At 72.3% G+C, this 22,073-nt stretch carries 21 protein-coding genes and 1 pseudogene; 13 read left to right on the forward strand and 9 right to left on the reverse strand.

The window, feature by feature from the left end; genetic code table 11:
* Together B079_RS36155 and B079_RS0128800 are read left to right on the forward strand one after the other, a co-directional pair.
* Nucleotides 1-243, forward strand: a pseudogene (locus B079_RS36155) (hypothetical protein); the annotation flags it as partial.
* Between the two features lie 31 nt (nucleotides 244-274).
* Entirely contained in the window at nucleotides 275-1,039 is a 765-nt protein-coding gene (locus B079_RS0128800; RefSeq protein WP_018549320.1) for a DUF4239 domain-containing protein, read from the forward strand.
* A gap of 92 nt (nucleotides 1,040-1,131) precedes the next feature.
* Here B079_RS0128800 and B079_RS34750 read toward each other — a convergent pair whose 3' ends face one another.
* Complete coding sequence (locus tag B079_RS34750) at nucleotides 1,132-1,989, reverse strand: hypothetical protein (protein WP_026249182.1); 858 nt, start codon at nucleotides 1,987-1,989, stop codon at nucleotides 1,132-1,134.
* Nucleotides 1,990-2,325: 336 nt separating this feature from the next.
* Between B079_RS34750 and B079_RS0128810 the strand changes: the two genes are divergently transcribed.
* Complete coding sequence (locus B079_RS0128810; RefSeq protein WP_018549321.1) at nucleotides 2,326-3,024, forward strand: class F sortase; 699 nt, start codon at nucleotides 2,326-2,328, stop codon at nucleotides 3,022-3,024.
* 31 nt (nucleotides 3,025-3,055) lie between these two features.
* On the opposite strand, the gene B079_RS0128815 is transcribed toward B079_RS0128810, so the two are convergent.
* Nucleotides 3,056-3,889, reverse strand: coding sequence for a polysaccharide deacetylase family protein (locus tag B079_RS0128815; RefSeq protein WP_018549322.1), 834 nt, complete (start codon nucleotides 3,887-3,889; stop codon nucleotides 3,056-3,058).
* A gap of 174 nt (nucleotides 3,890-4,063) precedes the next feature.
* On the opposite strand from B079_RS0128815, the gene B079_RS0128820 reads away from it, so the two are divergent.
* Together B079_RS0128820 and B079_RS0128825 are read left to right on the forward strand one after the other, a co-directional pair.
* A complete protein-coding gene (locus B079_RS0128820; protein ID WP_026249183.1) occupies nucleotides 4,064-4,534 on the forward strand; it encodes a universal stress protein in 471 nt (156 codons plus the stop codon).
* A gap of 560 nt (nucleotides 4,535-5,094) precedes the next feature.
* The gene (locus B079_RS0128825; RefSeq protein ID WP_018549324.1) at nucleotides 5,095-6,528 is read left to right on the forward strand and encodes an amino acid permease; all 1,434 of its coding nucleotides are present in this window, start codon (nucleotides 5,095-5,097) and stop codon (nucleotides 6,526-6,528) included.
* A gap of 22 nt (nucleotides 6,529-6,550) precedes the next feature.
* On the opposite strand, the gene B079_RS0128830 is transcribed toward B079_RS0128825, so the two are convergent.
* Nucleotides 6,551-7,711, reverse strand: coding sequence for a CapA family protein (locus tag B079_RS0128830; RefSeq protein ID WP_018549325.1), 1,161 nt, complete (start codon nucleotides 7,709-7,711; stop codon nucleotides 6,551-6,553).
* A gap of 312 nt (nucleotides 7,712-8,023) precedes the next feature.
* Between B079_RS0128830 and B079_RS0128835 the strand changes: the two genes are divergently transcribed.
* From B079_RS0128835 to B079_RS0128865, 6 genes are all read left to right on the forward strand, one after another.
* Complete coding sequence (locus B079_RS0128835) at nucleotides 8,024-8,572, forward strand: sigma-70 family RNA polymerase sigma factor (protein ID WP_026249184.1); 549 nt, start codon at nucleotides 8,024-8,026, stop codon at nucleotides 8,570-8,572.
* Nucleotides 8,573-8,710: 138 nt separating this feature from the next.
* The gene (locus B079_RS0128840) at nucleotides 8,711-9,214 is read left to right on the forward strand and encodes a hypothetical protein (RefSeq protein ID WP_018549327.1); all 504 of its coding nucleotides are present in this window, start codon (nucleotides 8,711-8,713) and stop codon (nucleotides 9,212-9,214) included.
* 81 nt (nucleotides 9,215-9,295) lie between these two features.
* On the forward strand, nucleotides 9,296-9,829 hold the full coding sequence (locus tag B079_RS0128845) for a GNAT family N-acetyltransferase (RefSeq protein ID WP_026249185.1): 534 nt from the start codon (nucleotides 9,296-9,298) through the stop codon (nucleotides 9,827-9,829).
* A gap of 215 nt (nucleotides 9,830-10,044) precedes the next feature.
* The gene (locus B079_RS0128855; RefSeq protein ID WP_018549330.1) at nucleotides 10,045-10,437 is read left to right on the forward strand and encodes a hypothetical protein; all 393 of its coding nucleotides are present in this window, start codon (nucleotides 10,045-10,047) and stop codon (nucleotides 10,435-10,437) included.
* A 275-nt stretch (nucleotides 10,438-10,712) separates the two neighbouring features.
* The gene (locus B079_RS0128860; RefSeq protein WP_018549331.1) at nucleotides 10,713-11,072 is read left to right on the forward strand and encodes an antibiotic biosynthesis monooxygenase family protein; all 360 of its coding nucleotides are present in this window, start codon (nucleotides 10,713-10,715) and stop codon (nucleotides 11,070-11,072) included.
* Nucleotides 11,073-11,340: 268 nt separating this feature from the next.
* Nucleotides 11,341-11,997, forward strand: coding sequence for a zf-HC2 domain-containing protein (locus tag B079_RS0128865; protein WP_026249186.1), 657 nt, complete (start codon nucleotides 11,341-11,343; stop codon nucleotides 11,995-11,997).
* A gap of 23 nt (nucleotides 11,998-12,020) precedes the next feature.
* Here B079_RS0128865 and B079_RS0128870 read toward each other — a convergent pair whose 3' ends face one another.
* Both B079_RS0128870 and B079_RS0128875 read right to left on the reverse strand, forming a co-directional pair.
* Nucleotides 12,021-12,884 carry an Fpg/Nei family DNA glycosylase gene (locus B079_RS0128870; protein WP_026249187.1) on the reverse strand — a complete coding sequence of 288 codons (864 nt, stop codon included), beginning with the start codon at nucleotides 12,882-12,884 and terminating at the stop codon, nucleotides 12,021-12,023.
* 70 nt (nucleotides 12,885-12,954) lie between these two features.
* The gene (locus B079_RS0128875) at nucleotides 12,955-15,093 is read right to left on the reverse strand and encodes a SpoIIE family protein phosphatase (protein ID WP_018549334.1); all 2,139 of its coding nucleotides are present in this window, start codon (nucleotides 15,091-15,093) and stop codon (nucleotides 12,955-12,957) included.
* Nucleotides 15,094-15,232: 139 nt separating this feature from the next.
* Here B079_RS0128875 and B079_RS0128880 point away from each other — a divergent pair, with 139 nt between their 5' ends.
* Both B079_RS0128880 and B079_RS0128885 read left to right on the forward strand, forming a co-directional pair.
* Nucleotides 15,233-16,645 (forward strand): lipase maturation factor family protein, encoded by a 1,413-nt coding sequence (locus B079_RS0128880; protein ID WP_018549335.1) that lies wholly within the window; start codon nucleotides 15,233-15,235, stop codon nucleotides 16,643-16,645.
* Nucleotides 16,646-16,763: 118 nt separating this feature from the next.
* Nucleotides 16,764-18,113 carry an amidase gene (locus B079_RS0128885; protein ID WP_018549336.1) on the forward strand — a complete coding sequence of 450 codons (1,350 nt, stop codon included), beginning with the start codon at nucleotides 16,764-16,766 and terminating at the stop codon, nucleotides 18,111-18,113.
* 9 nt (nucleotides 18,114-18,122) lie between these two features.
* Here B079_RS0128885 and B079_RS0128890 read toward each other — a convergent pair whose 3' ends face one another.
* The 4 genes from B079_RS0128890 to B079_RS0128905 form a co-directional block, all read right to left on the reverse strand.
* Entirely contained in the window at nucleotides 18,123-18,605 is a 483-nt protein-coding gene (locus B079_RS0128890) for a GNAT family N-acetyltransferase (RefSeq protein ID WP_018549337.1), read from the reverse strand.
* 47 nt (nucleotides 18,606-18,652) lie between these two features.
* Nucleotides 18,653-18,826: a hypothetical protein gene (locus B079_RS32910; protein ID WP_018549338.1), complete on the reverse strand. Its 174-nt coding sequence runs from the start codon at nucleotides 18,824-18,826 to the stop codon at nucleotides 18,653-18,655.
* Nucleotides 18,827-19,044: 218 nt separating this feature from the next.
* On the reverse strand, nucleotides 19,045-20,562 hold the full coding sequence (locus B079_RS0128900) for an SDR family NAD(P)-dependent oxidoreductase (protein ID WP_018549339.1): 1,518 nt from the start codon (nucleotides 20,560-20,562) through the stop codon (nucleotides 19,045-19,047).
* A gap of 134 nt (nucleotides 20,563-20,696) precedes the next feature.
* On the reverse strand, nucleotides 20,697-22,031 hold the full coding sequence (locus B079_RS0128905; protein WP_018549340.1) for a wax ester/triacylglycerol synthase family O-acyltransferase: 1,335 nt from the start codon (nucleotides 22,029-22,031) through the stop codon (nucleotides 20,697-20,699).
* Between the last annotated feature and the right edge of the window lie 42 nt (nucleotides 22,032-22,073).

Here is a 22,073-nt window from a genome sequence, read left to right on the forward strand (position 1 = left end):
CCGCCCCCCGCACCCCCGCCGCCCCCACCGGCACCCGCGCCGCGACCGGAGCCCCGGCCCGCCCCGCCGCCCGAACCGCAGCCGAAGCCCACCCCGCGCCCCACCGCGACCCCGGTGAGCTACCCGGCGTACCACCCCAAGCCCACCCGGCGGACCACGTCCTCCCCCACCTCGCCGGTCACCTACGTGCTGCTCATCACCGTCCCCCCGATCGTCGCCGTCGCCGCCCTGCGCCCGCGCTGACGCGGCCGTACCTCACCCCTGGAGGAACCACGTGTCCGATTGGCTTGTCCTGCTCCTGGCGATGCTGGGCGCGTGCGCGGTGGTGGTCGTCATCACCCTCGTACGGCACAAGCGGGCCCCGGAGGACGAGGACCCCAGCGAGACCCCGGACGTCATCGAGTACATGACGATGTGGATCGGTGTCGTCTACGCCATCGTCCTCGGCCTCGCGATCGCGGGCGTGTGGGAGGCCCGCAACGCCGCGCAGGACCAGGTGCAGAGCGAGGCCCAGGCGCTGCACGAGATCTCCGAGCGCGTCCGCGTCTATCCGCCGGAGGTGCGCGACCGCATCCGGAACGACATCGACATCTACGTCTCCCACGTCGTGACCACCGAGTGGAAGTCGATGACCGACAAGGGCGAAGTGACCGACAAGGGCGGCGAGTTGCTGGCCAAGGTCCGGCACGACGTCACGGACTACCAGCCCAGGAACGACTTCGAGGCCCAGGCGTACCAGCCGGTCCTGGACCAGCTGGCCGCCGCCGACCAGGCGCGTAACGCACGAGCCGACTCCACCGGGGACACCATGCCACCGGTGGTGTGGTGGGGGCTGCTCGCCGGTGCGGTGATCACCGTCGGCATGGTCTTCGCGCTCCAGATCCGGCGCACGGCACGGGAGTTGATCCTGGCCGGGCTCTTCTCCGCGACCATCGCCTTCATGCTCTTCCTGATCTGGGACCTGGACGCCCCCTTCAGCCGGGGCATCTCGGCGACGGCGGAGCCCTTCCTCAGCCTGTTCCCGGGCGCCAGGGGATAGCACCCCGGCGCCTCACGGGTACACGAAGATGCCGCCGCGTCCCGCGACGGTCGGCGGCGGCATCCGGGGTGAGGGGGACGGGGGTACGGCCCTCAGATCCGCCTCTCGCCCCGTCGGCGCAGCCAGAACACGCCGCCGCCGAGGAAGGCCGAGGCGACCAGACCGCTGCCGATGGCCATGTCGGCCGGGGCGGGCCCGCTCGAACTGCTGCCGCCGAAACCGCCGTTGACCCCGCCGAGCACGGTGAAGGCGTTGGGGCTGGTCACGGTGCGGCCACCGCAGTCGACGGTGATGTCGTAACGGCCGGGCCGGGCATTGCGGTTGATGGTGGCGACACCGCGCGCGCTGTTGTCGCGGAACGAGTTGAGCTGGGTGGTGCGGAAGACCTCGGAGTAGACGCTGCCGCCCCGGCAGCCCTCCACGGTCACCGTCAGGCGGCCACCGGCCGGGAGCGCGTTGGGGCTCACGTCGATGTTGCGGATGCCGCCGCCGTGACCGCCGCCTCCGCCGAAGTCGCCGTTGTTGCCCCGGCCGCCACCGAAGTTGTCGTTGTCGCGGCCTCCGCCGAAGTTGTCGTCGCCCCGGTTGTTCCCGTTGCCGTTGTTGTTGCCGTTGCCGTTCCCGTGCCCGTTGTCGTTGAAATTGCCGTTCCCGTTGTTGTTCCCGTTCCCGTGCCCGTTCCCATTGTTGTTGTTGAAGTTGTTGTTGCCGTTCCCGTTCCCGTTGCCGTGTCCGTTGTTGTTGTTGAAGTTGTTGTTCCCGTTGAAGTTGCCGTTCCCGTTCCCGTTGAAGTTCCCGTTGCCGGGCACCGGGACCGGGACCGGGACGACGCCCGACGTCCCCGCCACACCGTTTCCGTTGCCCATGCCGTCCGCGACGGCCACGGGCGCCGTCACCGAGAGCACGGCGATGGCGGCGCACACCGCCGCCAAGGCACCTTGGTTGCGCATCTGAATCCTCCGCGGGAGGCACCCCGGGTCCGGTTTCCGGGTCGATCGGCGAGAAAGCACCTCCCGACAGCACCATCGGGCGCGCGGAACACGCCCGCATGTCGAGAATGCTCCGTCCTGGTGATCAAGGACGTCGTACGACAAGCACACAATCGGATGTTGTCGCAGGTCACGCGCCGTCAGAAATTTCCTGTGAACCGCAACTCGGATGGCGCACCGCGCGGCTGACGGGCCACCCGTTCGCCCCTCGCCCCGTCGCCGCCGCCCGCGCGGGGGACTTAATTTCTTCCCATGCGCTGTGGACGTGGCCGCGACCACGTGACGAAGGGATGGCCGATGTCTGCCTCCGAGCTTGCGGAGTGGGAGGAGCGGCCGAGGAGACGCGCGCCCTGGGGCGTCATAGCGCTCGTCCTGCTGACTGGTCTGGCCCTCATCCGCAACGGCTCCGGCGAGTTCGACGTGGGCCCGCCCCAGCCGGCCGCGGCGGCGGCCCTGGACACCGGCACCGCGGCGACCGTCCCCGACGTGCCCGCCGCCCCGGCCGCGTCGGGCTCGGCCGCCCCCGCGGCGCCCTCGCTCGCGTTCTCCGCGCCCTCCCGGGTGCGCATCCCCGCGATCCGGGTCGACGCCCCCGTCACCTCGGTCGGTCTGAACACCGACGGCTCGGTGGGCGCCCCGCCGCCGGAGGACACCAATCTGGCGGGCTGGTTCTCGGGCGCGGTCTCCCCGGGCGAACGGGGCACCGCCGTGATCGTCGGCCATGTCGACAACCAGCGCGGCCCCGCCGTGTTCTACGGCCTCGGCGCGCTGAAGAAGGGCGACCAGGTCGAGGTGGACCGCGAGGACGGACGGACAGCGGTCTTCGAGATCTACGGCGTCGAGGTCTTCGCGAAAAGCACGTTCCCCGGTGACCGGGTCTACGGCTCGAAGGGCACCCCGGAGCTGCGCGTGATCACCTGCGGCGGCGGCTTCACCAAGCAGAACGGCTACGACGGCAACGTGGTCGTCTTCGCCCGCCTGGCCACGGCCGGCTGAACCGGCGGCGGCCGGGCGGGAGCGGGCCCGCTCAGGCCGTACGGCGGGGCGGGACGGTGAGGTGGTAGCCCTGGTCGAGCAGATAGGGCAGGTACTCGCGGATCGCCTGGACGCTCTGGGTCCGGTCACCCCCGGCGTCGTGGGAGAGGATCACGACGCCGGGCCCGGCGTTCTTCTCCACCCGGTCGATCACGGTGCGGGTGCCGGGGGTCATCCAGTCGGTGGTGTCGTGGGTCCAGGCCATGGGCTCCATGCCCAGCTCGGCGCCGAGCTGGAAGGTGGCGCGGTTCCAGGCGCCGTAGGGGGCGCGGAACCACTGCGGGCGGTCGCCGTAGGCGTCCTCGATCACGTCGCAGGTGCGCTCGATCTCGTCGCGGATCTCCGAGCGGCGCAGCTGGGTGAGGAGCGGATGGGTCCAGGTGTGGTTGCCGACCACGTGTCCCGCCTCGGCCATGCGGGCGAGGAGTTCCTTGTTCTGGACGGCCATCTCGCCGCACACGAAGAACATGGCGCGCGCGTCGTACTTGGCGAGGGTGTCCAGGATGTGCGGGGTGTAGTCGGGATGGGGTCCGTCGTCGAAGGTCAGCATCATCTGCCGGCCCTTGGTGGAGATGCGCACGAACGGTGCGTGGCGGACCTTCAGCTTGGCGGGGGCGGTGTGCGGGGTGCCGTAGCCCGCGAGGGGCTGGAGCCGGAAGGCGGAGGGCTTGAGCGCCGGGCGGGCCTGCGGTCCGGCGAGGGCGGCCGGGGCGGCGGGCTTCTCGCCGCCGCCCGCCAGAAGGAGACCCCCGGTCCCGGCGGCCCCGAGCGCGGCGGCCGAGCCGAGCAGCAGCCGACGCCGTGTGAACAACCGATGCTTCTGCATGACCCATCAGTCGCCCCGCCCGACGCGTGGCCCCCACATCGACACCGCGAGGCCCGGCGATTCCACCCGCTCGGCGGACGGATATCGCGTCCAGCGGTATGACGAATACGACGAGCGGAACATGGCCCGGACGTGCCGCTTGTGCTCGCCGACGGTTTCGATAGCCTCGCCCGCGTGAAGGAACAGCACGCGGAGAACGCGCATCAGTTCGAGCGAGGTACCGACGGCCCCAGGGTCATCCTGGTCGGGATGGACGGCTCCGATTCCTCGCTGCGGGCCGCGGCGTACGCGGGCGGCCTCGCCCGGCGCCAGGGCGCGCTCCTCGTGGTGGTGTACGTGCAGCCGGTGCTCGCGGCCGGGGCAGCGCTCGGGGCGCCGGTGGCGGAGACGACCGACGAGATCGCCGAGGACCTGATCGCGCAGATCCGGGAGGCCGCCGAGCGCGTGAAGGGGATATTCGAGGTGCGCTGGGAGTTCCACACCTTCCGCGGCGACCCGTACAACGGCCTGGTCCGGGCCGCCGACGAGCTGAAAGCGGACGCGGTGGTGGTGGGCGCCTCCGAACAGGCGGGCCACCGCATCATCGGCTCGGTGGCGGTACGCCTGGTCAAGGCGGGACGCTGGCCGGTGACGGTGGTGCCGTAGCGGGGCGGCTGCACGGGCCAGAGCGAACGCTCGCGCGGGCTGTGGCGGCGGGCCCCCGTCGGACCACCGTAAGCGGTCGTGCGGGGCCGTGGCGGGGCGATCCGCACCAGGCCGGAGCAGGCGGGCCCAGCGAGGCCGTAGCAGGGCGGTCGGACCGGGCCCGCGCGGGCGGGCGTGCACCGCCGTGGCAGCCGGTCGCTCGGTCGCAGCGAGCAGTCGCGCGGCGGGCCGTCGTGGTCGGTCACATAGGACCGCAGCGCGGCACCCGTACCGGGCCGGAGCGGGCGGCCCAGCGAAGCCCTGGCGGGGCGGTCGACCGGGCCCGAGCGGGCGGACGCACACGGCCGTGGCGGCCGGTCGCGCGGGCCGCAGCGCCGCGGTCGCGCGGGGGCCGTCGTGATCGGTCGCGTAGGGCCGCAGTGGGCACTCGTACCGGGCCGGAGCGGGCGGTCGCGCTGGGCCGGGACCGGTGGTCCGTGCGTGGCGTCTTCCCTCCTCGGCGGGGCTGAGTCATCATGATCCGCCGTCAGCCGTTTGCCGTCGGGGAAGAGGTGAGGCGTGTGGCCAAGATCCGTGCGGGTGAGGGGATTCTCCGTCGCAAACCCATTGAGCACATCGACGAGTCCGAGGCGGCCGAGAGCGGCGGCCTCGAACGCTCGCTCGGGCTGTGGCAGCTCACCGCGATCGGCGTGGGCGGCATCATCGGCGCGGGCATCTTCACGCTGGCCGGGACGGTGGCCAATGGCAAGGCCGGTCCCGCCGTCCTGGTCTCCTTCCTGATCGCCGGTGTGGCGAGCGCCTGCGCGGCGCTGTCGTACGCCGAGTTCGCCGGGCTGATCCCGAAGGCGGGCTCCGCGTACACCTACGGCTACGCGGTGCTCGGCGAGTTCGCGGGCTGGTTCATCGGCTGGGACCTGCTGCTCGAGTACACCGCGATCGTGGCGGTGGTCGCCATCGGCATCTCGGGCTACTTCAGCTTCCTGGTGGAGCAGCTGGGCGCCGACCTGCCCGCCTGGATGCTGGGCGCCCCCGGCACCGGAGCGGGACACCGGGTGGACCTGTTCGCCGCGCTGCTGTGTCTGCTGATCGCCTGGCTGCTCACGCTCGGCATCCGCAGCGCGGCCCGCTTCGAGACGATCGTGGTCGTGCTCAAGGTGCTGGTGGTGCTGCTGGTGATCGGAGTGGGCGTGTTCCACATCAGCACCGCGAACTACCACCCGTTCTTCCCGTTCGGCATCACTGGCGCGTTCACGGGCGCCGCGACCGTGTTCTTCGCGGTGTTCGGCTACGACGCGATGTCGACGGCCGCCGAGGAGTCCAAGGACGCGCAGCGGCACATGCCGAAGGCGATCATCTACTCGCTGATCATCTCGATGGTGCTGTACGTGGCGGCCTGTCTGGTGCTGACGGGCATGCAGAACTACAAGGACATCGACCCGGAGAGCGGCTTCTCCTCGGCGTTCAAGTCGGTCGGGCTGAGCGGGCTCGCGGACGTGATCGCGGTGGGCGCGATCATCGGCATCCTCACCGTGATGTTCACCTTCATGCTGGGCGTGACCCGGGTGTGGTTCTCGATGTCCCGCGACGGACTGCTCCCGCGCTGGTTCGCCAAGACGCACCCGACCCGGCACGTGCCGACCCGGGTGACCTGGATCGTCGGCGCCGGGTCCGCGGCCATCGCCGGGTTCGTGCCGATCGGCGAGGCCGCCGAGCTGACCAACATCGGCATCCTGCTGGCGTTCGTGGTGGTGTGCGTGGCGGTGATCGTGCTGCGCTACAAGCGCCCGGACCTGCCGCGCGCCTTCCGCACCCCGTGGATGCCGTTCGTGCCCGCGCTGGGCGTGATCTTCTCCATCTGGCTGATCACGTTCCTCGCGTGGCAGACCTGGGTGCGGTTCGCCATCTGGTTCCTCATCGGTTGCGTGATCTACTTCGGCTACTCCTACCGCCGCTCGACGCTGGCCCGCGAGCCCGCGCCGGAGCGGCAGGGGTGAGAGCGGCGGGAGTGAGCCCGCCTCAGGGCGCCATGGTCAGCCCCGCCTTGGCGCCTCCGCCGCCGAGGGCCGCGTCCTTGATCCGGTCGCGCACCCCGGTGAGGTCGGCGCCCTGGGTGAGGGCGGTGCTGACGTCCAGGAGACGGCCGGAGTCCTGGTCGTAGAACTGCGGCAGGAACTCGGCCCGGCGGACCTCCCAGCGCCCGCCGGGCTTGGCGGGCGGGGCGAAGGTGAAGCGCGCGGTGGTGGACTCGCCGCCGCGCCAGTCCCCCGCGCCCTGCGCGCCGGTCGCGCCGGGGCCGATCTGGTCGCCGCTGCCGTAGACCACCCAGACGCCGTTGACCTTGCCGTACGCCTGCGGGAGATGGCCGTCCGCGCCGAGGATCAGATCGACGTCCGGGCGCCCTCCGGTCTTGGCAGCGGTCAGCCGCTCGGCGAGCGCGGTCACCGCGCCGTTGGGGGCGTCCTGCCAGCCGTCGCCCCAGTCCAGGGACAGGACGACCACATCGGCACCCGCCTTCCGCGCGGCGCGGGCCCCGGCGATCACCCGCTGCTCGTTGAGCGCGGCGACGGTCCACTCGGGGCTGTCGCCGGCCCGCTGTCCGGGGTCGTAGGTGTACGACAGGTGCGCGACCTTGGCCGGGCCCGCCTGGAGCAGCGGTGTCTGCCCCGCCTCGGCCTGGGTCCGGGCGGTACCGGCGTGCCGGATCCCGGCGCCGTCCAGGGCGTTCAGGGTGCGCGGCACCCCCGAGGGGTCGACGAGGGCGTCGGCGGCAGCGGTCGCGCAGCTGTCGTAGCCGGTGGCGGCGAGCGCGCGGGCGAGCTGCGGCAGGGACGCGGCGGCGGGGTCGCTGTCGTCGCCGGGTACCGGATCGAGGCGGCAGAGCGCGAGGTCCGCGTCGGAGACGGCGGGTTCGACGGCGGCGAGCATGGGGCCGAAGTCGTAGCCACCGCCGTTGTCGCTGTTGTCGCCGTTGCTGGTGCCGCTCGCGTCGAAGGCCGCCCGCTCCGCGACGGTGCTGTGCGGCACGACGCTGCCCGAGGCGACGAGGGTGAAGCCCCTGGTGGCGACCGGCGTCTGCGGTCCCGCGGCCGGGGCGGCCCGCTCCTGGTTCTGACAGGCAGCCGCCGCCGCGAGGACGGCGGTGAGCGCCAGGGCCACCTGATGCTTGCGTCCGATCATCGACTCACCCCTGCGTGGTCACGTAGCCGGAATTGTCGTATTGACAGATGAAGCCATGAGGGGTGGGCGAGGACGAAGGGGACTCCCCGGGCGGGTGGGACGGGAGGCCCGATCGGCCCATTCGGGAGGCGGCGCCGAGCCTCGGGGGCGGGAGCGGGGGCGGGAGCCGGGGACGCTGCCCCGGGACCGGGGAGCGCGGCACGGGACCGAGGGCGACCGCTCGTCCGACCGTTCACCGACGGAATCGACCGCCCGTCGCACAACCCTGCGCGCGCCCTGTCCCCCACCGGCGCCCTGCGCTGCCATACGGCCATGACGGCCGTGACCTCCACCGCACCCGGGACGACGACCGCCGAGCACGAACTGGCCACGCTCCAGCGCGAGCACGGCCGCACCCTGTTCGCCCTGCTCCTCCGGCTCAGCGACGGGGATCGCCAGCGTGCCGAGGATCTGGTGCAGGAGACGCTGGTCCGGGCGTGGCAGCATCCCGAGGCGCTGCACGCCGCCGAGTTCGAGTCCGTACGACCGTGGCTGCTCACGGTCGCGCGGCGGCTGGCCATAGACGCCCGGCGCGCGCGGCGGGCCCGGCCGCCGGAGATCGTGGACGAGGTCCCGGAGAACGCGCGCGTCACGGCCGACCACGCGGAGCGGGCCGCCGCCGCGCTGGACGTACGGCAGGCCGTGAAGACTCTCACACCCGAGCACCGTGACGTCCTGATACTCGTGTACTTCCGCGGTGCGAGCGTGGCGGAAGCGGCCGAGATCCTGGGCATACCGGCCGGTACCGTGAAGTCCCGCGCCTACTACGCGCTGCGAGCCCTGCGCCGGGTGCTGCCCGGATACGCGACCGAACCCCGCTGAAACCGGATGCCGGGTCAAGTCTCGGCAAAGCGCCTTGCCGTGACCGGTGCCGGGGCCATGAGCTGTCCTCATCCGTGTTCCGGGCGGGGGCCGGGTTCGGGCGACACGTACGCACGCACCGGAGGAAGGCAGGCAGGGATGCTGCACAGAGGTCACGAGAGCACGGGCGACACCGGGGGCGAACTCACCGTTCCCATGGCCTGGTTGTACGCCGAGTACATCGCCGACGAGCTGCTGCGCACCGGCGATCTGATGCCACCGACGTCCTTCGAGTTCCGGGCGGGGCGCGACGCTCTCGCCCTCACCGTCTTCCTCTCCGACACCGACGGTGAACTCTCCTGCGTCCGTGTGGTCTCGCACCTGGAGCACTGGCTCTCCCTGACGGCCTACGACCACCTCTGGCAGGACTGGGTCCGCGAGCGCCTGGCCACCCTGACGGCCGAGTCCCCCACCCCCTCCCCCGATCTGGCGCTCGCCGTCTCGGCCTGGCGCTGGCTGGAGGAGACGGAACTGCTCGCACCGGACCTGGACGCGGTCCCCGGCGGAGCGGGGCCCTTCGGGGAGGACGACGGGCCGAAGGTGTGGACACCGGCGTGGCAACTGGGGCTGCCGCTGGGGCACTTGGCGATCCATCTGTTCTGAGCGGCTGCGTCTCTCGACGAGTTGGCCGTTTCCGGCACCCCCGGCTGGCCAGGGAACGGCAGGCGAGACGATCATGCCGGAATGGATCACACGTCCTCACCCTCAGCGGCACCGGTGGTACGCCTCCCGCACTACACACCGGCCGACCAGGCCGAAATCCTCGGTGACGGCCCCGACCCCTTCGGCGTCGCCGACACCGGCCTGACCTTCCGCCCCAAGGAGATCCACTTCGGCATCAAACCGCACGACCGCCTGATCGCCCACGCGGGCCTGCTCGAACTCCCCCTGTCGATCGGCCCCTTGACGACGAAGGCCATGGGCATCGGCGGCGTGGCCGTAGCCCCGGACGTACGCGGCCAGGGCCTCGCCCGCCGCGTCCTCACCACCGCCCTCACCCACGCCCGCACCCTCGGCCCGGACCACGCCCTCCTCTTCTGCCGCCCCCCACTCGTCCCCTTCTACGCCCATCTCGGCTGGCACCCCCTGACGGTGAACGTCACCGTCGAACAACCCGGGGGCGCCGTCCTGATGCCCCTCCCGACGATGTGGACACCACTGCGCGCCGGGGCGGAGTGGCCCGAGGGGGAGGTACGGCTACTGTCGTACCCGATGTGAGCCGTCTTCAGGACAACGGGGGAGCCCATGGGAATCGACCTGGAACTGCACTCGGGGCATCAGAAGGCGGCCCTGCTCGACCTCGCGGAGTTCCTTGACGCGTGTGCGGCGACGCCGGGGAGCTACTTGTGGTTCGTGGGCGACTAGACGGGCATGGCGGAACCATGTGGCCGTCTCCGCGGGCACCGCTTGGACCGCATCGTCAGGAGGAACCCGTGTCATACCCGCACCTGCCCACCCCCGAGGAGAGGCTTGCCGAGGCGAAGAAGCTGTTGAGCCTGCCGCGTATCGTCGTGATCTGTGGCTCCACCCGCTTCATGGCCGAGATGAACGAGGCCGAGCTGCGGGAGACCGAAGCCGGAAGGATTGTCGTCAAACCGGGCTGTGACATGAAGTCGCCGCACGCACTGTGGTCCGACCCCGTCAAGGCCGCGGCCCTGAAGGTCCGACTCGACGCTCTGCACCGGGCCAAGATCCGGCTAGCCGATGAAGTGCTCGTGGTCGGCGACTACATCGGGGACAGCACCCGCGCCGAAATCGCCTACGCCCGGTCGCTGGGCAGGCCCGTACGGTTCACACACCCCGAGGTCGACCCGTCGGTCACGTGAGTCCAGCGGCCTGCCGGAGCCTCGCTCGGTCTTCGGGGCTGGGCAGTTCCGACCGAGACCAGAAGGCTCAGCAGCTCGGACCGCACAGGGAGTTGTGGATCACCGGCCAGGCGGAGCAGGAAGGGCAGCGCCGTCGGCATCGCGACGTGAGTCTGTCGGGGGCCACCGGCCGTAGGGCAGGGGCCGGGTGTCCTTGGTCAAGAACTCGATCCCGTATGCCTCCCGTTCGGGAAAGCCGCTGGTTCGCCGGGTCCACGCCGCCCTACGGTGACGCCATGAGCGATCGCCAGGAAGCACCTGTCGCACCCGTCGAGCCCTACCAACCCCCGTACTACGTCGCCGTCTTCACCGCGGTCCGCACCGAGAACCAGAGCGGCTACAGCGAGATGAGCGCCCGCATGGAGGACCTGGTGAAGACCATCCCCGGCTACCTGGGCATGGACCACGCACGGACCCCCGGCGGCCTCGCCATCACCGTCGGCTACTTCCGCGACGCCGACGCCCTCACGGAGTGGCGAAGCAACACCGAGCACCAGGCGGCCCAGAACCGCGGCCGAGCCGACTGGTACCAGAGCTACACACTCCACGTGGCCAAGGTGGAACGAAGCCACGGGTTCACCCGACCACAGGACTGAACACCGTCGAGACCAGAATGTAACCAGCCATTTCCAGTGGACCACTCCCCCACGACGCCCCCGCGCGACACCCCCATCACACCCCCTGACCAGCCCCTTCCCCCACCCCCCGAAACGGACCGGAAATCGCACCAATCCAAACCTCCCCCCGCTCCGAATCTCTTCGCCGTGATTCGTGGATGTGGCTTGAGTGATTCGGCCGTGCTCTGCGTACGGATGGGTGCAACGAGTAACCCCCCACCCGCACCCACCGGCACGAGGTTTCGGCATGAGGTCCCTGGAAAGGCATCGCGACGTCGGCGCTTATGCGCTCGGCGTGCTGGACGAGGCGGATGCCTTCCGCTTCGAGGACCATCTCGTGGAGTGTCCCCAGTGCGCGGCACGGGCGACCGAATTCGGGCCCACCGCACGGCAGTTGATGCTGTTCCGGCAGGCTACACCGCAGTTCGTGCCGCCGCTCGCACAACCCGGACCCCGGATGCTGGAGCGGCTGCTCGGGGAGATCGGCGTACGCCGCAGGGCGCAGCGGCGGCGGTTTCTGTACGGGCTCGCCGCCTCCGTCGTGCTGGCGGTCGCCGGCTCCGCGCTGGCGCTGCAGACCGGGTCGAGTGCCGCGCCGGAGGCCAGAGTCACGGCGGCCACCGACCCCAGCACCGGCGTGTGGGCACAGGTCACGGCCGAGGGCGCGGACTGGGGCAGCGGACTGAGCCTGAAGGTGCGCGACACCTCCGGGCCGCACTCCTGCCGTCTGTTCGTGGTCGGCCGGGACGGTACGGAACAGGCCGTCGGCGGCTGGAACGTCGGGGCGCACGAGAGCGGTACGACCTCCACGACCGTCGGTTCCTCGATGAGCCCCGACGACATCGACCACTACGACGTGCGCACCTCGGACGGGCAGCGCCTGGTGACGCTTCCGGCCCACTGACACCCGCCATGCAAAGACAGCGCTCACTTCAGCAGCCGCGAAAGCCTCCGGTCCGCCAGCGGCTTGCCGCCCGTCTGGCACGTCGGGCAGTACTGGAGCGAGGAGTCGCTGAAGGAGACCTCGCGGATCGTGTCCCCGCACACCGGGCACGGTTCGCCGGTCCGGCCGTGGACGCGCAGCCCGCTCTTCTTCTCCGCCTTCAGCCGCCCGGCGGCCACGCCCCGCGACCGCTCCACCGCCTCGGTGAGGGTCGTACGCAGCGCCTCGTACAGCCGTGAGGTCTCCTCGGGCGTCAGGGAGGCCGCCAGTTTGAACGGGGACATCTTCGCGGCGTGCAGGATCTCGTCGCTGTAGGCGTTGCCGACCCCGGCGATCAGGGACTGGTCCCGCAGCGCGCCCTTGAGCTGCCGCCGCTCGTCCCGCAGCAGCGCGGCGAACCGCTCCTCGTCGAAGTCGTCCGCCAGCGGGTCGGGGCCGAGCCGGGCGATGCCGGGCACCTCGGCCGGATCGCGGACGACGTACACCGCGAGGCGTTTCTGCGTACCCGCCTCGGTCAGGTCGAAGCCCTCACCGGTGTCCAGGGCGACGCGCAGCGCCAGCGGCCCTTTGCCGGGGCGGGGCGGGCCGTCCGGGAGCCGGTCGCGCCACTGGAGCCAGCCCGCGCGGGCCAGATGGGTGATCAGATGGAGGCCGCCGTCGGTCTCCAGGTCCAGGAACTTGCCGTACCGGCGCACGGCGGTGACCTCCGCGCCCTCCACGGCGGTGACCGGCGGGTCGTACGTCTTCAGGACGCTGATGGCCACCGGCAGGACGCGCACCACCCGGCGTCCCACCAGGTTCTCGGTGAGGAAGTCCCTGAGCGCTTCCACCTCGGGCAATTCCGGCATACGTCCAGAGTGCCATCCGTCACCGACAGCGCCAGGCGGACACGGACGGGAGACGGCATGCGGGCGTACGTCAGCCCGCGTCGCGCTCCCCGCCGCCGTCCCCGTCCGCCCCGCCGTCCCCTTCCTCCCAGTCCTCCCGCTCCGCCCGCACCTCGAACTCGCACCACACCGCCTTGCCCCCGCCCCGCGCCTCCACCCCCCACCGGTCCGCCAGCAGCTCCACCAGCAGCAGCCCGCGTCCGGAGACCCCCTCCGCCCCCGCCTCCCGCCGCCGGGGCAGCGCGCTGGAGGAGTCCTCCACCTCGACGCGGAGCTTGCGCTCGGGGCCGTCGAGCACCCGGAGGGTCACCGCCGCCGAGCCCTCCGTGTGCATGAGGACGTTGGTGACCAGTTCGTCGGTGACCAGCTCGATGTCGTCGGCGCGCTCGCGGGCGCCCCAGGCGCGGACGGCGGTGCGGATCATGTGGCGGGCGCGGGAAAGGGCCTCGGGATCGCCCGGGGCGACATGGCGGCGCAGCCGGCCGCCCGCGAGGGGGGTCTCGGGGACGCGGCGCCTGAGGAGGAGCAGGGCCACGTCGTCCTCGCCGCCGCGTTCCTCGGCCATGCCGATCAGCCGCCCGGCGAGTTCGCGGACGTCCTGGGGTCCGGCGGCGACGGCGGAGGCGAGGGCGCGCATCCCGTCGTCCAGGTCGACGCCGGGCTGTTCGACCAGGCCGTCGGTGCACAGGACCAGGGTGCGCCCTGGATCGAGTTCCAGGGTGGTGATCGGGTACTCCAGACGGCCGAACTCGGCGGACAGACCGAGCGGCAGCCCGCCCTCGACGCAGATGCGGCGGCAGGTGCCGTCGGAGTAGCGCAGGAGCGGGTCGAGGTGGCCCGCGCGGACCATCTGGACGACGCCCGTGGACAGGTCGGCCTGGGCGTAGAGGCAGGTCGCGAACCGGTCGGTGTCGAGTTCGTGCAGGAAGACGGAGGCGCGGGCCATCACCGCGGCCGGGGTGTGTCCCTCGGCGGCGTAGGCGCGCAGCACGATCCGCAGCTGGCCCATGACGGCGGCGGCGTGGGTGTCGTGGCCCTGGACGTCGCCGATGACCGCGCCGACCCGGCCCCCGGGGAGCGGGATGAGGTCGTACCAGTCGCCGCCGATGTCGCGGCCGAGGGCCGCCGAGCGGTAGCGGACGGCGACCTCGGCGCCGCGCACGCTGGGGATGGTGCGGGGCAGCATCGCCTGCTGGAGGTTCTGGGCGAGGTCCTTGTCCTGCTCGTAGAGCATGGCGCGCTGCAGGCTCTGCGCGATGCTGCTGCCGAGCGCGACGAGGACGGCCCGCTCCTCGGCGGAGAAGCCGCGCCGGTCGCTGTAGAGCAGGCCGAGGGCGCCGATGGGGCGGCCCTGGGCGATGAGCGGCAGGTAGGCGGCGGAGGTGACGTGCAGTGCGGTGAGGTGCGGCCAGAGGATGGGGTAGCCGTCGGAGAACTCCTCCGGTGACTCGATGAAGCGGGGCGCGAGCGTGCGGACGACCTCGCTCATCGGGTACGGCTCGTCGATCCGGGTGATCCGGGTGCCGGGCACGAAGCTCCCGGCCAGTCCCTCGGCGACCAGCCGGATGCGTCCGGCCTCCACCAGGCCCATGACCACGCTGGCCACGCCGAGGCGGCGGATGCCGTGGGCGTTCTTGAGCACGTCGATCACGTCGTGGACGCTGCGGGCGTGGGCGAGGGCGGCGGTGATGACCTGGACGACGTTGGTCTGGCGGCGGAACGCCTCGTCGCGCAGGGTGCGCGGCCCGTGCTCGGGGCTCTCGGCGAGTTCCCGGGTGGCGTCCCGGACGATGCCGACGACCCGGTGCGGGCGCCCTGTGCCGTCGCGGCGGATGGCGCCCTGGCTGTGGGTCCAGCGGTAGCTGCCGTCGCGGCGGCGGATGCGGAAGTAGGTGCCGTAGTGCTCGCTGCCGTCCTTGATGGCGCGGGCGACGACGGCGTCGAGATGGGCGGCCTCGGGCGGCGGCATCCGGGCGGCCAGGGACTCCAGGCGGCCGTCGTACTCCTCGGGGAGCAGGTCGAAGACCTCGTGGGCGCGGGCGTCCAGGTGGAAGAGACCCGCGTCCAGGTCCCAGTCGAAGGTGCCCATGCCGTTGAGCGCCAGGATCGTGTCCGGGTGGGCGGGCGAGTCCTCCGGGAGTGACAGGGCACTCGCTCCCCGTTCAGCCATGGAGCCACCTTGCCAGCAATCGGCGGATTCTTCGAGTGCTGCACAGGCGTCCGGTTAGCCGGGCCGGGGCGCGCGGTACATGGACTGGCGGGCGTCGAGCGGCCGTGTGCGGAGCGGTCGCGCCGGAGGCAGGAGTGTCGTGGACTGGTTCACCGCGCCGGAGTACTGGCTGAGCCGGCTGGTGTTCCAGCGCGCCCTGGCCGGGCTGTATCTGGTGGCGTTCCTGACGGCGGCCCTCCAGTTCCGGGCGCTGCTCGGCGAGCGCGGGATGACGCCGATCCCCCGCTATCTGGCGCGCACGCGCTTTCGCCGGGCCCCGAGCCTGTTCCATCTGCGCTACTCGGACCGCTTCTTCGCGGGGTGCGCGTGGGCGGGCTGCGCGGTGTCGGCGGCGCTGATCGCCGGGGTGGACTCGCTGCTGCCGCTGTGGGCCGGGGTGCTGCTGTGGCTGGTGCCCTGGGCGCTGTATCTGTCGATCGTGAACGTCGGCCAGACCTGGTACGCGTTCGGCTGGGAGTCGCTGCTGCTCGAAGTCGGCTTCCTCGCGGCGTTCCTCGGCAACGACGAGGTGGCACCCCCGATCGTGGTGCTGTTCCTGCTGCGCTGGGTGCTGTTCCGGGTGGAGTTCGGGGCCGGGCTGATCAAGCTGCGCGGCGATCCGTGCTGGCGGGACCTGACCTGCCTCTACTACCACCACGAGACCCAGCCGATGCCGGGCCCGCTGAGCTGGTTCTTCCACCATCTGCCCAGGCCGCTGCACCGGGTGGAGGTAGCGGCCAACCACTTCACCCAACTCGTCGTCCCCTTCCTGCTGTTCACCCCGCAGCCGATCGCCTCGGCCGCCGCCGCGCTGATGATCGTGACCCAGCTGTGGCTGGTGCTGTCCGGGAACTTCGCGTGGCTGAACTGGATCACCATCGTGCTCGCGTTCTCCGCGCTGCTCCTCCCCACCGACGCGCCCTCGGTGCCCCCGGCGCCGCTCTGGTACGAGGTCCTGGTGCTGGCGGTCGGCGCGGGCCTGCTCTTCCTGAGCCACCGCCCGGTGCTGAACATGCTCTCCCGCCGCCAGGTGATGAACCGCTCCTTCGACCCGCTGCACCTGGTCAACACCTACGGCGCGTTCGGCAGCGTGGGCCGGGTGCGCTACGAGGTGGTGATCGAGGGCACCTACGACGATCCGCCCCGGGAGGACTCCGACTGGCGGGCGTACGAGTTCCGGGGCAAGCCGGGCGATCTCGGTCACTGGCCGCGCCAGTTCGCGCCGTACCATCTGCGCCTGGACTGGCTGATGTGGTTCGCCGCGCTGTCGCCCGGCTATGCCGGGGAGTGGTTCGGCGGCCTGGTGGAACGGCTCCTGGAGGGCGACCGGGCCACCCTGCGCCTGCTGCGCCGCTCCCCCTTCCCGCCCGAGGCCCCGCCCCGCCACATCCGCGCCCGGCTCTTCCGCTACCGGTTCACCGACCGGCGGGAGCTGCGGGAGACGGGCGCGTGCTGGAAGCGGTCGTACGTGCGGGACTATCTGCCGCCGACACGGCTCACGGAAAGCCGTTGAGCAGGCGGTTCACCGGCGGCGGGCCGCGCCGGGCTCTCGACGCGGGGGCGCGCGAGCGGGCACAGTGGCCCCTGCGCGTCCAGCGTCGGGCGCGCGGAGACAGCAACGAGGAGCGTCCGTGAACGACTGGGCCGGCCGCAGCGCCGCCGAGATCGCCGCCGCCGTGCGCGAGAAGCGCGCCACCCCGCGCGAGGTGGTCGCCGACCATCTCGCGCGCATCGAACGGCTCGACGGGCGGGTGGGTGCCTTCCGCACGGTGCGGGCCGGGGCCGCGCTCGCGGAGGCGGACGAGGTCGCGGCCCGGGGCGATCTGGACCGGCTGCCGCTCGCGGGGGTGCCGGTGGCGGTCAAGGACAACCTGTCGGTGCGCGGCGAGTCGGTGCGCAACGGCTCCGCCGCGACCCCGGACACCCCGGCCACCGAGGACCATGTGACGGTGGCCCGGCTGCGGGCGGCGGGCGCGGTGGTCGTGGGGCTGACGAACGTGCCGGAGCTGTGCGTCTTCGGCACCTCCGAGAGTGTGTACGGCACCGCCCGCAACCCGTGGGACCTCACCCGTACGGCGGGCGGTTCCTCCGGGGGCAGCGCCGCGGCGGTGGCGGCGGGCCTGGTGCCGCTCGCGGTGGGCAACGACGGCATGGGCTCGCTGCGCATCCCGGCCGCGCACTGCGGTCTGGTCACGCTGAAGCCGGGGCACGGGGTCGTACCGGCCGGGATCGGCAACGGCGACTGGTTCGGGATGTCCGAGAACGGCCCTCTGGCCACCACGACCGAGGATCTGCGGCTGATGCTGTCGGTCCTCGCGGACACGGAGTTCACCGGTCCGGCGGGGCCCGAGCCGCGCCGGATCGCGGTGGGGCTGCGCAGCCCGATGGCCGGGTTCCCGGTGAACGGGGCGTACACCGCGGCGGTGCGGCGGGCGGCCGGGCTGCTGGCCGGGGCGGGCCACACGGTCCGCGAGGCCGAGCCGCCCTATCCGCTCGACCTGGGCATGACGGCGCTGAGCACATGGACGGCGGGTACGGCGGTGGACGCGGCGGAGCTGGACCCGGCGCTGCTCGCCCCGCGCACCCGGACGCACGCGGCCGTCGGCCGTCGCTTCCTCGGCCCGGTGCGCACCGGGAAGGCGCGGGAGCGGCTGCGGGCCCGCCTCGCGCCGTTCTTCGCCGAGCACGATGTGCTGCTGACCCCGGCGCTGGCCCGGCGCGGTCCGAAGGCCGAGGCGTGGCACGAGCGTAGTTGGGCGGCCAACCTCGCGGTGAACAGCGCCTGTTCGCCCTTCACCCCGGTCTGGAATCTGACCGGCTGGCCCGCGATGTCGGTGCCGTTCGGCAGGCTGTCCGACTCGGGTGCCCCGTGCGCGGTGCAGCTGGTGGGCCGTCCGGGCAGCGAGCCCGTACTGCTGGCGGTGGCCGAGGAGTTGGAGCGGCTGCTGCCCTGGCCGCGCACGGCGCCGCTGGAGCCGTAGGGCCTGTTCTCAGAGCGCCCGGTGCATGATGTGCAGGCCGACCCGGCCGTGCCGGGGGTGTGCGAAGGCGTCCGGGACCGTGCCGAGGACGGTGAAGCCGAGGGCGGTCCACAGGCGGACGGCGGGGTTGGTCTCCACGACGGCGTTGAAGACCATCGCGCGAAAGCCCTGGGCCCGCGCCTCGGCGAGGACGTGTGCGGCGAGGGCGCGGCCGACGCCGCGTCCGGTGTGGCCGGGGTCGACCATGAAGGCGGCGTTGGCGATGTCCGCGGCGGGGCCGCCGTAGTTCGGGGTGAGGTAGGCGGAACCGGTCACCGTGCCGTCCGCGTCCTCGGCGACGTAGACCCGGCGGGGCGGGTCGGTCCACAGTCGCCGGGCGGCGTCCTCGGGGGTGTCGGGGGCCCAGGTGTAGGTCTCCCCGGCGGCGACGATCCGGTGCCAGAACGGCCAGATCCGCGGCCAGTCGGCGGCCACGGCTTCTCTGATCTGCATGGGCGCGAGTGTGTCACGCCCATGCGGTCACGGCGGTCGGCCCGGGGTCAGTCCACGCTGGGCAGGATGTGCGGCTCGGCGAGGTCGTCCTCGTAGCCGGCCAGGCGAATCGGGGCGGAGCGGGCCCATACGTCGAGGCTGCCGAGCTCTCCGGGCCTGCGGCGGGTCCGCTCCGGGCGTTCGTCGGGGCCCTGTTCGCGATTCGTCTTCTCCGGTGTCACCGCGCACTCCCTCTGTGTCGGGTCGCCCCTCTCCATTCAGGTTAACCAAATGAGCGGGGCTCCGCTCGACAGTGAGTGCAAACAAGACGTAAGCATTGCGGGTCCTCGGGACCTCAATACCCGTCGATGTGTTGCGATTTCATGACACGCGCACCGCGTGACCGTCCGCCGGGTTCACCCACTCGGCCTACGGACCGTCACACGGTGCCAGGGCGGTTTCACCACTTGCCGGGCGCGTAGTCCTTCATGAAGACGCCGTACAGGTCGTCGCCCTGCTCGCCGCGCACGATCGGGTCGTATACACGAGCGGCGCCGTCGACCAGGTCGAGCGGGGCGTGGAAGCCCTCCTCGGCCAGGCGGAGCTTGTCGAAGTGGGGGCGCTCGTCGGTGATCCAGCCGGTGTCGACGGAGGTCATCAGGATGCGGTCGGTGTCGAACATCTCCTGGCCGCTGGTGCGGGTCACCATGTTCATCGCGGCCTTGGCGGCGTTGGTGTTCGGGTGGCCCGCGCCCTTGTAGCCACGGGCGAAGACGCCCTCCATGGCGGAGACGTTCACGACGTACGCCCGTCCGCTCGCCGCCTTCTTCGCGGCCTCGGCCATGCTCGGGCGCAGCTTGCTGATCAGGATGAACGGCGCCGTGTAGTTGCACAGCTGGGTCTCGAGGAGTTCCACCGGGGAGATCTGCTCGATGGTCTGCACCCAGGTGTTGGACTCGACCACGTCGGGGAGCAGGCCGCCCGCGTCGATGGCGGTGCCGTCCAGGTGCCGGGCGACGCTCGCGTTGCCCGCGACCAGGGCGAGGTCGGCGACCTTCTGGGCCTCGATGCCGCTGGTGCCGAGGGGCAGCGCGGCCAGGCCGTCCACGGCGCCGGAGTTGAAGGCGCCGATGACGTGGTGGGCGGGCAGCTCACCGGCGGGCAGCGGGGCGCTCTCGCCGTCGACCAGGGCGGCGTAGGCGGAGGGCAGCCGGCGCACGGTCTGGGTGGCGTTGTTGACGAGGACGTCCAGCGGGCCCGCGTCGGCGACCTGGTCGGCGAGGGCCACGGCCTGGGCGGGGTCGCGCAGGTCGATGCCGACGACCTCCAGGCGGTGCATCCAGTCCGCGGAGTCCTCCATCGCCTTGAAGCGGCGGATGGCGTCCTTGGGGAAGCGCGTGGTGATCGTGGTGTGCGCGCCGTCGCGCAGCAGCCTCAGTGCGATGTACATGCCGATCTTGGCCCGGCCGCCGGTGAGCAGGGCGCGCTTGCCGGTGAGGTCGGCGTGGGCGTCGCGCTTCTCGCGGTTCACGCGGGCGCAGTCCGGACAGAGCTGGTGGTAGAAGTAGTCGACCTCGACGTAGCGGGTCTTGCAGGTGTAGCAGGAGCGCGGGCGCTGGAGTATGCCCGCGATACGGCCCGCCTCGACCTTGGAGGTGGGCAGGATGCCCTCGGTCTCGTCGTCGATGCGCTCGGCGGAGCCGGTGGCGGTGGCCTCGGTCACGGCGCGGTCGTGCGCGGTCTTGGCGGCGCGGCGCTCCTGGCGGCGGCGCTGCTTGACCGTGCGGTAGATGTGCGAGGTGGCCCGGCGCACCGCGATCGCGTCGGGGTGGTCCACGTCGATCCGGTCCAGTTCCTCCAGCACGCTCAGGCAGACGGCCAGGCGCTCCGGGTCGATCCCGGGTCCGTGGACCACCTCGTCGACGGCCTCCGTGGACACCGAGCCCATGGACGCCGCGCCGTCCTCTGTCACCGTCATCGCGCTGCCGCTTTCCCTGATCACCCGAGCGGCGCCGGACTGGCGCACGCTGTCGAACGGGGAATTTTACGGAGCGCCCGGCCCCGGGACCAAACCCGAGGCCGGACCGGTGACTCAGATCTCTCCGGCCGTGATCAGCAATCCGCGCAGGCGGCGGTCAGCGCGGCCGTCTCCGCCGTGAGCGCGCGGGCCAGTACGTCCAGGTCGGGGACGGCGCGGGCGTCCGCGACGAGGCCGTAGTGGACGCGTCCCCGGTAGGTGGAGATGGCGACCGCGAGGGACTGGCCGGGGGCCAGCGGGGCGAGCGGATAGACCTCGGTGAGCTGGTGGCCGCCGAGTTTCAGGCCGATGCCGGGCAGGGGCACGCTGGTGACGAGGATGTCGAACCAGAGCCGGGCTGCCTGGCCGACCAGCGGCCCGCCGAGCCGGTGCCCGAGCGCGGGCACGTGGTCCGCGAGCAGGGCGACGGCACCGGCACCCCGGTGGGGGCCCGCGTCCTTGTTGCGCAGCATGGCGGTGCGCACCGCGTCCAGGCGGCCCAGCGGATCGGGGTCGCCGACCGGAAGCCGTATCAAGTACCCGGAGAGCCGGTTGCCCTGGGGGTGGGCGGTGCGCGGGCGGCGCCGGGAGACCGGGATGAGCGCGCGCGGCGCGACGCCCTCGCTGCCGTCGCCGCGCTCGTCCAGCCAGCGGCGCAGGGCGCCCGCGACCACGGCGATCAGGACGTCGTTGACGGTGCCGCCGACGCTCTTGCGGATGCGGTGCACGTCGTCGATGTCGAGCACGGCCCCGGCGATGCGGCGGGTGCCGCTGGGCGCGGAGGTCAGCGCGGGGGTGGGCCGCATCCCGAGGGTGGAGCGGGCCAGCGAGGCGCCGATGTCCAGGGCCCGGCCCACGTCGGAGAGCGTGTCCCTGACCAGCCCGGGGACGCGGCCGGGCAGCGCGCGCACCTCGGAGAGCAGCCCGCGCGGCGGCTCGGCGGGGCGCGGGGCGCGCTCGGGCAGCTCGACGGGGTCGAGGAGACCGGCCGCGAGCTTGAGGGCGCGCAGGCCGTCGGCGAGGGCGTGGTGGAACTTGAACAGCACGGCGAAGGACACGCCGTCCTCGCCGGGCAGCACATGGGCCTCCCAGGGCGGACGCCCGCGCCCGAGCGGGCGCTGCATGAGCCGTCCCGCCATGGCGTGGAAGTCGGCGGTGGGGGCGTGGAGGCGGACGTGGTCGAGCGGGTCGAAGTCCGGGACCTCCTCGCGGGTGGCGCCACCGAAGGCGAGGGGCTGCCACACGTCGCGGATGCGCATCCGCAGCCCGGGCACGGCGGCGGCGCGCGCGGCGAGCAGGTCGGCGGCGTGCGCGCCCGCGGTCGGCGAGTGCGTGGCGAAGATCCCGAGGGCGCCCAGGTGCATCGGGTGCCGGTCGGACTCCATGTTCCAGAAGGCGAGGTCGAGTGGAGCGAGCAGGTCGGAAGTCAAGGGCGTGCCTCGCGTCGTCGACGGGTGGTTGTGTGCAGTCAA

It is taken from the genome of Streptomyces sp. LaPpAH-108, assembly GCF_000373625.1.
Lineage (GTDB): Bacteria > Actinomycetota > Actinomycetes > Streptomycetales > Streptomycetaceae > Streptomyces.

Coding starts and splice junctions, on each gene's coding strand:
- B079_RS0128890 (WP_018549337.1), bottom strand. CDS start 18,605: ATGCAGATCAGAGAAGCCGTGGCCGCCGACTGGCCGCGGATCTGGCCG.
- B079_RS0128830 (WP_018549325.1), bottom strand. CDS start 7,711: ATGATCGGACGCAAGCATCAGGTGGCCCTGGCGCTCACCGCCGTCCTC.
- B079_RS0128875 (WP_018549334.1), bottom strand. CDS start 15,093: ATGGCTGAACGGGGAGCGAGTGCCCTGTCACTCCCGGAGGACTCGCCC.
- B079_RS0128845 (WP_026249185.1), top strand. CDS start 9,296: ATGGATCACACGTCCTCACCCTCAGCGGCACCGGTGGTACGCCTCCCG.
- B079_RS0128865 (WP_026249186.1), top strand. CDS start 11,341: ATGAGGTCCCTGGAAAGGCATCGCGACGTCGGCGCTTATGCGCTCGGC.
- B079_RS0128870 (WP_026249187.1), bottom strand. CDS start 12,884: ATGCCGGAATTGCCCGAGGTGGAAGCGCTCAGGGACTTCCTCACCGAG.
- B079_RS0128860 (WP_018549331.1), top strand. CDS start 10,713: ATGAGCGATCGCCAGGAAGCACCTGTCGCACCCGTCGAGCCCTACCAA.
- B079_RS0128840 (WP_018549327.1), top strand. CDS start 8,711: ATGCTGCACAGAGGTCACGAGAGCACGGGCGACACCGGGGGCGAACTC.
- B079_RS34750 (WP_026249182.1), bottom strand. CDS start 1,989: ATGCGCAACCAAGGTGCCTTGGCGGCGGTGTGCGCCGCCATCGCCGTG.
- B079_RS0128900 (WP_018549339.1), bottom strand. CDS start 20,562: ATGACGGTGACAGAGGACGGCGCGGCGTCCATGGGCTCGGTGTCCACG.
- B079_RS0128815 (WP_018549322.1), bottom strand. CDS start 3,889: ATGCAGAAGCATCGGTTGTTCACACGGCGTCGGCTGCTGCTCGGCTCG.
- B079_RS0128810 (WP_018549321.1), top strand. CDS start 2,326: ATGTCTGCCTCCGAGCTTGCGGAGTGGGAGGAGCGGCCGAGGAGACGC.
- B079_RS0128835 (WP_026249184.1), top strand. CDS start 8,024: ATGACGGCCGTGACCTCCACCGCACCCGGGACGACGACCGCCGAGCAC.